This is a genomic window from Amphritea pacifica (genome assembly GCF_016924145.1).
GTDB classification, from domain to species: domain Bacteria; phylum Pseudomonadota; class Gammaproteobacteria; order Pseudomonadales; family Balneatricaceae; genus Amphritea; species Amphritea pacifica.
Window position 1 is genome coordinate 1 of sequence record NZ_JAFFZO010000009.1, and the last position, 11,288, is coordinate 11,288.

The following is an 11,288-nucleotide window of genomic DNA, read 5'->3' on the forward strand; positions in this document are numbered from 1 at the left end:
CTTTTGGCCCTCGTTTCCCTACGATTAAGGCTTTTTTGCCTCCCTCTTGATAGCGTTTATACCAGCGACCAACAGTATCAGGATGGACATTGAGCAAGGCTCCTATCTCTTGAAAGGTTTTGCCCTTATCACGGAGTTTAATGGCTTGCTGGCGTAAAAGTTCTTGTTGCTCTGTGCTGAGCTTGCGTGCATCTGTAATCATGGGTACATTATATCAGATGTAAACTTCCACCGGGTTAATACTGCTATATTTATCGTATACAAAAAACGATTTCAAATTTTCGTAATTCTCACCTTCAACCTCTATTACTTCACCATCAGTATCAAACTGCTCAATAAGTGACTTCTTATCTACATATGTACAACCAGCAACTCGCTTCGCCGACCTGAGACTAAACTGGCTTTTATCGCAATAGTAAGTGATCAAATCTTTATTGTTCTTGTAAAATTCTACAGCAAAAACTTGTGACCTTGGGTGGATTAAAGATAAATGTCTATACTGATCCGCTTTGTGTGATATATTAAATGTGAAAGGTATAGTAAAAGGGTTTATCTTCTTTGCACTAACTTTGCTGTACTTGATACCTTCTTTCTCAAAGTTCTGAACCTGCTTACTTTTAGGAAGGCCAAGCAACAGCATAACAAGGCTATCAAAAGCGGTATCTTTTTTCTTCCAGTAAAAATAATCATTCGAATACTTAACTTGGTTATCTACTATGAAGTTATAAAAATGCCTATTCGAAAATGTTATTGGAACCTCATATGGAAGCAGGTCTGAAAGGACTACTCTCTCAATTGGGAAATTGATCGATAATGTTTTCTTAGGCATCCTTCCATCCTCTAGTTATATTTTTCAAGTCAGCAGTAGTAAAACTTCTGAATACTTTATTTTCAAATCCTTCAACAAAAGAAAATTTATTTAGACGCCTATGTAATCTCTGATCTGTTATTGCTAGCAACTTATTTCTCAGGTACTTATCAATCTCTTCCAGATCACTAATGTCATTTATATACATGTTATTAAAATAGACGCCAGTAAACGCTTTGCTTTTGGCATGCAAAAGCCGAGTATTTCCAGTTAAAAACCGAATTTTATCTATTAGAAGGCCAGCTTTTTTATCAGGATTATATTTGCACTTTTTAAAATAGTTATCGAAAGCCTGATTGATACGGTCTTTGTATTTATCAACCCTTTTACTGCTAATCCGGATTGCTATATCTTTACCTTTCAATAAAAACCTATACCCCAGATATTCAAACTCTTGAGCTTTATCCACTGTCAGATCAATTTCTTTTGTTTTATTGTTTAATTTTAATTTCTTCCTACCAACAGCTTCATCTACAACTTGAAGATAATGAGATTTATCCTTTATAACATCTGGAGAGTATATCAATATCAAATCATCAACGTAGCGAGAATAAAAAGTTAAATCTGGATTATTCACCAGCTCTTCATCCAAGTCTTTCATATATACTTCTGATAAATAGGCACTCAAACCAACACCTCTTGGAAGCCCTTTATCACACCCCACCAATTTAGCATATGATCTAAGAAGTTGGGTAAGTATTCTCTTAGGCAATACAGACAGCTTCGTAGATGCGTGCAGCTTTTTTATAATTAGTTCATGCTCAATGCTTTCGTAAAAATCTTTTACGTCAGCTTTAACAATATATTTAGAACTTTTATCCAAACAAATACTTTTAACTCTGCTAACGATTAAGTCACGATGCGATTGCTTTATATTATAAGTACTTCTTATTATGTTATGTAAATGCCTTGTAACAAATACACTCTCCACGCTTTTCCCAATTGTAAATACATCTTTACCAGAAATCTGATCGGGAAGCTTTGATAATGGGAGATTATACCCCTTCCTATTTACCTTATTGCAAATACTTTCAATTTCATCATTTACAAAACTATTGTATCTACCCTTTCTTACCTCCAATAACTTACGGATCAAATCCACCCTTTTCTCATAGGATTCTTTTGTTATCACGCCTTTTTTAAATTTGGATAGAATCCGATACTTAAACTTTTTTAAAACTCTAATTTTCAGTCTTTCTGCATATGCTTTTTCGAAGTATTCACGCTCTAAATCTCCTCGATTTTTCAGATCAAGATCATAAATACTCCGGAAGTTTTTAACTGAAAAAGACTGTTCCATAATCGATCACCTTACTCCATCCCTAGCCCACTAAATAAATATGGAACTAAAATATAAAGATTTATACTTATATACTACTTTACCATTCTCGCTACAGTAATCGATACACTGACATAAATCCAACGGTAGATTCTTCGTTGGTTTAACGTTAAAAAGGCGACCATTTGGCCGCCTGCTCTGAATCAACTTGTTGTGATTCATATCTTTGGCATGACCACCTTGGTCATGACCTTTCCCATTTCCTCCTGCGTCGCCTCGATCTTGCTGAGAACAGCAAGGATTGTTGACTGGCCGAACTGGGCAGTTCGCAAGTCATCGGTAAGCCATAGCTTCAGTAAGCCACCCAAGCGGCCAAGGTCGCCGTTGATCCAGGCCAGCTCCCGAACCTGCTCATAATCCACCACACCTGAGATGTGATATCCCTGCCCGACCTCCCGCAGATAACGTGCTGCACTCATGCCGGCCAGTTTCAGCCTGGTAGTACAAGATCGTAAACATATTGGCCACCGCCTCCGCGACGGGAGAAATCTGCCGGGCGGTTTCCTGGTCGATGAACTCCAGGGCGGCCAGCGTCTCATGTTGTCGATTTGATCGACCGTTCTCGTCATGTCCTTGTAGACACGCCCGGCCAGCTTGTTTTGGAATACCTCCATTTTATCGGCAATGGTTGTCATCTTAGGGCCGTGTCCAGTGTTGTGTAGCCACTGTCCTAAAAAATAGAAGGCCAGCATCACAATGAACATCACTGCGAAGAAACCAAATACCTCCGCGAGGTTTTGGGGGAGTTAAACGCCATAATCAGAAACAACCATAAAAAATGCCAGTCAGAAAACTGACTGGCATTTTATTTATGAGCTAAAGGCTTAATTCGCTATATAACGAGCCCTACTCCCACTCAATGGTCGCTGGCGGCTTAGAGCTGACATCGTAGGTCACCCGTGACACATGGGCAATCTCATTAATAATACGGCTGGATACCGTTTCCAGCAGCTCATAGGGCAGGTGCGCCCAGCGAGCGGTCATGAAGTCGATGGTTTCAACGGCACGCAGGGCAATCACGTACTCATAACGACGACCATCTCCGACCACACCGACCGATTTCACGGGCAGGAATACCGCAAATGACTGGCTGGTTTTGTGGTACCAATCCGCTTTGTGCAGCTCTTCCAGGAAGATTGCATCAGCTTCACGCAGAATGTCGGCATACTCTTTCTTCACTTCACCGAGAATACGCACACCCAGACCCGGGCCCGGGAACGGATGGCGGTATACCATATCGTATGGCAGCCCCAGTTCCAGACCGATCTTGCGTACTTCATCCTTAAACAGCTCACGCAGTGGTTCGACCAGATCCATCTTCATATCGTCCGGCAGGCCACCGACGTTATGGTGGGATTTGATCACATGCGCCTTACCGGTTTTGGCGGCAGCCGACTCAATCACGTCAGGATAGATCGTACCCTGCGCCAGGAAGTTCACCTCGGTCAGCTTCGTGGCTTCCTCATCAAACACCTCAATAAAGGTGTTACCGATGATTTTACGCTTGGCTTCGGGATCATTTTCACCCTTGAGACGCCCCAGGAACAGGTCTTCCGCATCAACACGGATAACCTTAACCCCCATGTTCTTAGCGAACATGTCCATCACCTGATCGCCTTCGTTCTTGCGCAGCAGACCGTTATCCACAAACACACAGGTCAGTTGTTCACCAATCGCTTTGTGCAACAGTGCCGCAACCACCGATGAGTCCACACCACCGGAAAGACCCAGCAGCACTTTCTGATCCCCAACCTGCTCACGCACCTTGTCGATCAGGTCAGCAATAATATTGGCCGGATTCCAGAGCGCGTCACAGTCACAGATATCACGAACGAACCGTTCCAGAATTCGTCCACCCTGTTTAGTGTGAGTCACTTCCGGATGGAACTGTACCCCGTAAAAGTTTTTACCCGGATGACACATCGCGGCAACCGGAGCACTCTCGGTGCTGGCAATCACATTGAAGCCTTCCGGCAGATCACCCACCTTGTCGCCGTGACTCATCCATACATCCAGCAGTAGAGAACCATTATTGGCAATGTGGTCCTCTATGCCTTCCAGTAACCGGCTCGGACTGTCTTCGAGACGTACCTTGGCATAACCGAATTCACGCTGATCAGAGGACACAACGCTGCCACCCAGTTGCTCAGCCATGGTCTGCATACCGTAACAGATCCCCAGCAATGGAATACCCAGTTCAAAGACTAACTGTGGAGCGCGGGGAGAGTTGCCCTCGGTAACCGATTCCGGTCCGCCCGCCAGGATAATCCCTTTAGCGTTATATTCACGGATTTCAGCCTCATCCATATCCCATGGATGTATCTCACAGTAAACGCCGATCTCACGTACCCGCCGGGCGATCAGCTGTGTATATTGCGAACCGAAATCCAGAATCAGAATTCGTTGAGCATGAATATCTTGTGACATTTCGATGACTCCGAAATCATCGCCAATACCTATGCAGGTGTATGCTGGCGATTGGCTGTTTTAGCAGCGTGTTAAAAAAGAAAAAGTGGGAGGGCCGAAGCCATCCCACCTGTTTTAATCATTCAGAAGCGGTTATCCGACGCGATAATTAGGGGCTTCTTTAGTAATACTGACATCATGAACATGGCTTTCAGCCATGCCTGCACTGGTGATGCGAACAAACTGTGGCACTGTACGCATAGTCTGAATATCCGGGCTACCGGTGTATCCCATTGAGGAGCGCAGCCCCCCGACCAACTGATGCACAACACCACCCATCGGGCCTTTACAGGCCACCCGGCCTTCAATGCCTTCCGGTACCAGTTTCTCAGCACCTTCCGCAGCATCCTGGAAATAACGGTCAGAAGAACCGGTGGTCTGGGCCATCGCTCCCAGAGACCCCATGCCACGGTATGACTTATAGGCACGTCCCTGGAACAGTTCAACCTCTCCCGGCGCTTCATCGGTACCCGCCAGCATAGAGCCGATCATCACCGCCGATGCGCCCGCCACAATCGCTTTGGACAGATCACCGGAGAAACGTACTCCGCCATCCGCGATACAAGGTACGCCGTAGGGTTCAAGCGCTGCAGCAACATTGGCCACCGCGCTGATCTGAGGTACACCGACACCGGCAACAATGCGTGTCGTACAGATAGAGCCCGGACCGATACCCACCTTAACACCATCAGCACCGGCTTCAGCCAGCGCAACAGCCGCCTCAGCCGTGGCGATGTTACCACCGATTACCTGAACATTTGGATAAGTCTGCTTCACCCAGGCAACCCGATCAATAACACCTTTGGAGTGTCCATGAGCAGTATCAACAATAATCACATCGACACCCGCTTTAACCAGCGCATCAACACGATCAGCCGTTTCAGCGCCGGTGCCCACGGCCGCACCGACCAGCAGCTGACCTTTACCGTCTTTCGCCGCAATCGGGTGGGTGGACGCTTTATTCATATCCTTAACGGTCATCATACCGCGCAGTGCGAACTGATCATCAACCACCAGAATTTTTTCAATACGGTGTTTCCGTAACAAATTGCGCACATCATCAGGATCGGCTCCCTCAATCACCGTCACCAGGCGCTCTTTTGGCGTCATAATGGATGCAACAGAAGCCTCCAGTTTCTTTTCGAAACGGGCATCACGTCCGGTGACAATACCCACCAGCTCGCCGTTATCAACAACCGGAAAACCGGAGAAGCCGAGACGGGCAGACAGAGCATTCAATTCACCAACGCTCATATCCGAACTGCAGGTAACAGGATCGCTGACAACACCCGCTTCATATTTCTTAACCTTGCGGACCTGCTCAGCCTGCTGCTCGATAGTCAGGTTTTTATGGATAATACCGATACCACCTTCCTGCGCCATAGCAATAGCAAGGCCGGATTCAGTAACCGTATCCATAGCGGCGGAGACAAGGGGAATGTTCAGGGCGATGCCTTTGGTCAGGCGCGTCTTTAACGAAACGTCTTTAGGCAGAACCTCGGAGTAACCGGGAACCAGTAGAACATCATCAAAAGTGAGGGCTTCTTCAGCGATTCGCAACATGGGTGAGATTGCCTGTAGTGTCTAAAAAAATAAGACGCGGGATTATAGCCTTTTGTCGAACGTCCGACAATCAAAATGCAACGAATCCCAGCCATTTTTATTCAATTCGGTCATTCTGCCAAACCGCCATTACAAAGCGATGATCGGTTGGTTTAATATGCGCACTATGCAACCTTACACACAACCCCAGAACCAGACCAGCAACAGAGCCGACAGCCGGGCTCTGAGTGTCAGCGAACTCAACCGTCAGGTAAAATCCCTGCTGGAAAGTTCTTTTCTCACCATCCACGTGGAGGGCGAGCTCTCCAATGTGGTTAAAGCCAGTTCGGGACACTGGTACTTCACCCTCAAAGACCGGGACGCTCAGGTGCGTTGCGCAATGTTCCGCAACCGCAATCAATATCTGAAATACCAGGCCAAAAATGGCGACAAGGTCGTCGTCAGGGCGAAAGTCAGCTTATACCCGGGCCGCGGTGACTACCAGCTAATCTGCGATTATATGGAAGAGAGCGGTGTCGGCTCACTGCAGCAAGCCTATGAAGCGCTCAAACTCAAACTGCAACAACAAGGCTTGTTTGATCCGGCATTTAAAAAACCGATCCCGACCCATCCGAAACACCTGGGCGTGATCACCTCACCCACCGGAGCGGCGGTTCACGATATTCTGACCGTGCTCAAACGCCGCTTTCCCTCACTCCCCGTGACACTGTTCCCAACCGCCGTGCAGGGGAGTGAAGCCGCCGCTCAGATCGCCAATGCTATCCGACTGGCAAATGAGGATAGTCGTTGCGATGTATTGATTGTCGGTCGTGGTGGTGGCTCTCTGGAGGACCTGTGGCCGTTTAACGAAGAGATCGTAGCGCACAGCATATTTCATAGCGAGATCCCCATCATCAGCGCTGTCGGTCATGAAACAGATGTGTCTATCGCTGACTTTGTTGCGGATATGCGCGCCGCCACCCCCTCGGCCGCAGCAGAACTTATCAGCCCGGATCAGCAACAGATTCTGCTGCACCTGCAGCAACTACAGCAGCGACTGCTGCGCGCCTGGCAGCGCAACCATCAGCAACGCCAACAGCAGTTGCAATGGACCCGCAGCCGGTTACGCCACCCCGGCGACAAACTCAGGGAGCAGGCACAGAAACTGGATGACCTTGAACTGCGAATGCAACGTTCGGTCAGACACCACATTGAACGACAAAAACAGACGTTCAGACAGCTGCAACAACGTTATCAGCGCTGCTCTCCGATGCCCCGCATCGCCGCCGGGCAGCAGCGTAAAGATGAGCTGGAGCACAGATTATTCACCCTGATCCAGACCCATCTGAAACAGAGCAACCTTAAACTCAGCGGCCTGGCGGCCACACTCAATAGCGTCAGCCCTCTGGCAACGCTGGACCGCGGTTACGCTATCGTTCAGGATGAACAGGGTAAGGTAATTCAGGACATCAGCCAGATAACACCACAAAGCACCGTCGAAACACGACTCAGCAAGGGGCGTTTTGTCAGCAGAGTCACTCAGGTTATACAGGAGTAAGAAATCACTATGCGTCTTTTCAGTTTTATGTTCACTCTGTTACTCAGCTACTCCGCTGCCGCGGTTGAACTGCCTCAGGAATCAAGGGTTCCCGGCGGTATCGCTCTGATTCCGCTCACCGGCCTCGACAGCGCAACTGCCCCATCTGCCTGGTATAAGGGTAACCGGGTGATGGTTTTACCCACCACAGAAACACCCTTTGCACAGCAGGCGTCCTGGGTCGCGGTGATCGGTATTCCGCTCTCGGCTAAAGCTACAAAAGATCAGCTGATGAAAGCCGATGGCAAGAGTTTCCCGTTTCAGATTCGGGATAAAGAGTATGAGGAGCAGCGGCTTACGGTTACTAACAAGCGTCACGTCAATCCAAACAAGCAGGACCTGGCCCGCTATAAGCGCGAAAAAACGGAGATGGTTGCGGCATTCAAAAGCTGGAGCACGCCTGCGATCGACAGTGTCAGTTTCAATCTGCCCGCCACCGGCCGATTCAGCAGCCCGTTTGGCCTTAAACGGTTTTTCAACGACCAACCACGCAATCCTCACAGCGGCCTGGATATTGCCGGTGGTCAGGGAGGCGCTATCAGTGCCCCGGCACCGGGTAAAGTCGTTGCCGTTGGCGAGTACTTTTTTAATGGCAACACAGTGATAATTGATCACGGCTATGGCCTCACCACCATGTACTGCCATATGAGCAGAATTGATGTAAAGATCGGCGATCAGCTGAATACCGGCGATAGTATCGGCGCTATCGGAAAAACCGGTCGTGTTACCGGGCCTCACCTGCACTGGAGCGTTAGCCTGAATAACACCCGGGTTGACCCCCTGCTGTTTGTTAAACAGTAACACTGCGGACGAGATATAGGCGTCTAAATATGATAGGCTTTTGCGCTCTTTAAACCGAACCGACAGAGTACTCATGTCTGATATTAAAATTGAAACAACTGAACAGATCGCCAGCTACGGTATCGGCCGTCAGATGGGCGACCACCTGGCGACCCAGAGCTTTGACGGCGTTGAACTGAATGCCGTCATTGCAGGCATCCAGGAAGCGTTTGCCGGTGAAGCACTGAGCATCGAAGGCGAAAAAATCCAGGCCGCATTTAACGAGATTCAGGCTCGCATGCAGGAAAAAGCTGAAAAGCTGGCGAAAGAGGCTGCTGCAGAAGGCGAGCTTTACCTGGAGAAGAACGCTCAGCGCGAAGAGGTCTTTGTTACCGATTCAGGCCTGCAGTACGAAATTATCACTGCCGGTGAAGAGGGTGGCGTAAGCCCAACCCGTGAATCGACCGTCCGCACTCACTACCATGGTACATTCACCGACGGCAAAGTGTTCGACAGCTCTTACGATCGCGGCCAGCCGGCAGAGTTCCCGGTCGGCGGTGTGATTGCAGGCTGGACTGAAGCGCTGCAACTGATGACCAAAGGCGCTAAATGGCGTCTGACGGTTCCTTACCAGTTGGCATATGGTGCCCAGGGTTCACCCGGCGGTATCCCACCCTATTCAACGCTGGTATTTGATGTAGAGCTGCTGGATATTCTGTAATCAGTTATCCACAACTGTTGTAACACTAAAGACCGGCCGCTTCTGCCCCGGTCTTTTTTATGGAGCACACCTATGCAACTGCACCTGCAGGTCTCCGGTAGCGGAGCCCCCCTGATCATTATGCACGGGCTGTTTGGCACCCTGCTGAACTGGAGTGGACAGATCAAAGCCCTGTCAGAGCACTTCACGGTCTATGCCGTGGATCTGCGCAACCATGGCCGCTCACCCCACACCGATTCCACCAGCTACCCGCTGATGGCGGATGATATTATCGAACTGATGGATCAGCAGGGGCTGAAAAGCGCCCATATTCTGGGCCACTCCATGGGCGGAAAAGTGGCTATGCAACTGGCGATGAACCACCCTCAACGGGTCGAAAAACTGATTATTGTCGATATCGCTCCGGTGCAGTATCCCAACCACCACAGCGATGTATTCCGCGGCCTGAATGCCGTGCAGCTTAATAGCCTGAAGTCCCGTGGAGAAGCAGACCAGCAACTGGCGAACTATATCGATGAACTCAGCGTGCGTCAGTTTCTGCTCACCAACCTCTACCGAACCGAAGCGAAGCAGTTTGCCTGGCGGATGAACCTGCCGGTGCTGGAAGCCTGTTATGATGAGATTAGCAAGCCTCCCTCCGGTCCTGCTTTCGCAAAGCCCGTACTGTTTATTAAAGGCGAACTCTCAGATTATATCACCGCAGACTACCGCGATCAGATTCTCAGATTGTTTCCAAAAGCCGACTACCGGATGGTACAGGGCAGCGGACACTGGCCACATGCGGAGAAAGCCTCAGTGTTTACCCGGCTGGTATTAAACTATTTGTTGAAATGATAACAGTACAGATATCAGCCCTTGTATGAGCAGTTGATACACGTTTGATGATCAGAGAAGATCAGATGGAATGTGCTGAATCGATCTGAAACAGATCAGTTGAAGACTTTACAAGCAATTCTGTTAACCTGCCGGGTACTAACAACCATGACTAAAGATCCCGACTCCCCCAAAGAGAGTGCTGACATACACTCTCAGCAAATCAAACCAGCTACCACTGAGTGGCATTGGTGAGTTTCCGTTTTCAGAACTTATACGACACTCCCATACCCAGGCGCCCGTTAACACTACCCAGCCACACCCCGGGATCTTTTCGGTCTTCAGAGTTAAGACTGTAAAGTGCGTACACACCGGATGACACCCGCACCAACACAAACTGACCAGTATCAACATTCAGACCAGACCGGTTGCTTCGCGCCATCTGATAGAACTTGCCTGAGAGATCAATGCCCTGCTCAGCCTGCTGTTCAGACTGGCCGGATTGCTCCTTATCGTTTTGTTGCAATTCTGCACGCCCGATTGCACCTGCTATCATGTCCATCAAGCCGTCCAGTCCGGCACAGTTTCCACTGCAGGGCAGCAGCAGAAGGAGGGACATTACTGGAATCAGATATCTGTTCATAGCCTTATACCTATTCAAAGCTAATGAAGTTTCAATCAATTCACGTGTTGTTAGCCCCCCCAGGCATCAAACCTCTATACAAACGCTCGTTTGATCACGTTACGAACAGAAGATAACACAGCCCAACGGTATAAAAAGTGATCTCAATCAGTTTTTGCCAGTTAAATTACCCAACTTGGGTAATGGATAACAACCTGTTCCACAATGACGACAGGCTTCTTAATACAGGTGTATTTGATTAGAATCAGTTGGCATTTCATCTCTGGTTTTGCCCTTTTTACAAGCCTTTTTTATAAGCCCGTGAGTAAACACCATCCTTAAACCTGCATGAACCGGTTTCGCGACAAAACAGCTAGCAAGTGCCACGTCCAGAAACACCCAACCCGGGCTTTACAGGATTTAGTTACTGACACACAAAAGCATGTCATTACAACATACCTCTGATTATTACGTTGGTAGCGGGGGCCAGATCTAAACCAACGACCTTCCAGAGCTTTTATGTAGAGCCGAGCCCGACGC

General features: G+C 48.5%; 12 protein-coding genes. 4 read left to right on the forward strand and 8 right to left on the reverse strand.

The features are described 5' to 3' along the window. The 7 genes from JW499_RS06160 to guaB all read right to left on the reverse strand — a co-directional run. The coding region (locus JW499_RS06160; RefSeq protein ID WP_205209776.1) for a helix-turn-helix domain-containing protein at window positions 1-202 on the reverse strand (202 nt) is incomplete at its 3' end. 12 nt (window positions 203-214) lie between these two features. Then, window positions 215-829 carry a hypothetical protein gene (locus tag JW499_RS06165; protein WP_205209778.1) on the reverse strand — a complete coding sequence of 205 codons (615 nt, stop codon included), beginning with the start codon at window positions 827-829 and terminating at the stop codon, window positions 215-217. After that, the gene (gene drt3a / locus JW499_RS06170; RefSeq protein ID WP_205209779.1) at window positions 822-2,168 is read right to left on the reverse strand and encodes an antiviral reverse transcriptase Drt3a; all 1,347 of its coding nucleotides are present in this window, start codon (window positions 2,166-2,168) and stop codon (window positions 822-824) included. Before drt3a ends, JW499_RS06165 begins: the two co-directional genes overlap by 8 nt. A 197-nt stretch (window positions 2,169-2,365) precedes the next feature. Further along, complete coding sequence (gene traJ / locus JW499_RS06175) at window positions 2,366-2,668, reverse strand: conjugal transfer transcriptional regulator TraJ (RefSeq protein ID WP_463427519.1); 303 nt, start codon at window positions 2,666-2,668, stop codon at window positions 2,366-2,368. Continuing rightward, complete coding sequence (locus tag JW499_RS22635) at window positions 2,559-2,813, reverse strand: type I toxin-antitoxin system ptaRNA1 family toxin (protein WP_416135401.1); 255 nt, start codon at window positions 2,811-2,813, stop codon at window positions 2,559-2,561. Before JW499_RS22635 ends, traJ begins: the two co-directional genes overlap by 110 nt. Window positions 2,814-3,053: 240 nt before the next feature. Further along, a complete protein-coding gene (guaA, locus tag JW499_RS06185; RefSeq protein ID WP_205209781.1) occupies window positions 3,054-4,634 on the reverse strand; it encodes a glutamine-hydrolyzing GMP synthase in 1,581 nt (526 codons plus the stop codon). A gap of 132 nt (window positions 4,635-4,766) precedes the next feature. Further along, a complete protein-coding gene (guaB, locus tag JW499_RS06190; protein WP_205209782.1) occupies window positions 4,767-6,236 on the reverse strand; it encodes an IMP dehydrogenase in 1,470 nt (489 codons plus the stop codon). Between the two features lie 166 nt (window positions 6,237-6,402). On the opposite strand from guaB, the gene xseA reads away from it, so the two are divergent. The 4 genes from xseA (at window position 6,403) to JW499_RS06210 (ending at window position 10,147) form a co-directional block, all read left to right on the forward strand. Continuing rightward, on the forward strand, window positions 6,403-7,773 hold the full coding sequence (xseA, locus tag JW499_RS06195) for an exodeoxyribonuclease VII large subunit (protein WP_205209895.1): 1,371 nt from the start codon (window positions 6,403-6,405) through the stop codon (window positions 7,771-7,773). A 9-nt stretch (window positions 7,774-7,782) separates the two neighbouring features. Beyond that, a complete protein-coding gene (locus tag JW499_RS06200; protein ID WP_205209783.1) occupies window positions 7,783-8,613 on the forward strand; it encodes a peptidoglycan DD-metalloendopeptidase family protein in 831 nt (276 codons plus the stop codon). A gap of 73 nt (window positions 8,614-8,686) precedes the next feature. Next, on the forward strand, window positions 8,687-9,313 hold the full coding sequence (locus JW499_RS06205) for an FKBP-type peptidyl-prolyl cis-trans isomerase (RefSeq protein ID WP_205209785.1): 627 nt from the start codon (window positions 8,687-8,689) through the stop codon (window positions 9,311-9,313). Between the two features lie 72 nt (window positions 9,314-9,385). After that, a complete protein-coding gene (locus JW499_RS06210) occupies window positions 9,386-10,147 on the forward strand; it encodes an alpha/beta fold hydrolase (protein WP_205209787.1) in 762 nt (253 codons plus the stop codon). Window positions 10,148-10,391: 244 nt separating this feature from the next. On the opposite strand, the gene JW499_RS06215 is transcribed toward JW499_RS06210, so the two are convergent. Then, on the reverse strand, window positions 10,392-10,688 hold the full coding sequence (locus JW499_RS06215) for a hypothetical protein (protein ID WP_205209788.1): 297 nt from the start codon (window positions 10,686-10,688) through the stop codon (window positions 10,392-10,394). Window positions 10,689-11,288: the final 600 nt, after the last annotated feature.

What these genes read in the sequence shown, in the direction of transcription:
- JW499_RS06165 (WP_205209778.1), bottom strand. Translation starts at nt 829, where the DNA reads ATGCCTAAGAAAACATTATCGATCAATTTCCCAATTGAGAGAGTAGTC.
- drt3a (WP_205209779.1), bottom strand. Translation starts at nt 2,168, where the DNA reads ATGGAACAGTCTTTTTCAGTTAAAAACTTCCGGAGTATTTATGATCTT.
- guaA (WP_205209781.1), bottom strand. Translation starts at nt 4,634, where the DNA reads ATGTCACAAGATATTCATGCTCAACGAATTCTGATTCTGGATTTCGGT.
- guaB (WP_205209782.1), bottom strand. Translation starts at nt 6,236, where the DNA reads ATGTTGCGAATCGCTGAAGAAGCCCTCACTTTTGATGATGTTCTACTG.
- xseA (WP_205209895.1), top strand. Translation starts at nt 6,403, where the DNA reads ATGCAACCTTACACACAACCCCAGAACCAGACCAGCAACAGAGCCGAC.
- JW499_RS06200 (WP_205209783.1), top strand. Translation starts at nt 7,783, where the DNA reads ATGCGTCTTTTCAGTTTTATGTTCACTCTGTTACTCAGCTACTCCGCT.
- JW499_RS06205 (WP_205209785.1), top strand. Translation starts at nt 8,687, where the DNA reads ATGTCTGATATTAAAATTGAAACAACTGAACAGATCGCCAGCTACGGT.
- JW499_RS06210 (WP_205209787.1), top strand. Translation starts at nt 9,386, where the DNA reads ATGCAACTGCACCTGCAGGTCTCCGGTAGCGGAGCCCCCCTGATCATT.
- JW499_RS06215 (WP_205209788.1), bottom strand. Translation starts at nt 10,688, where the DNA reads ATGGACATGATAGCAGGTGCAATCGGGCGTGCAGAATTGCAACAAAAC.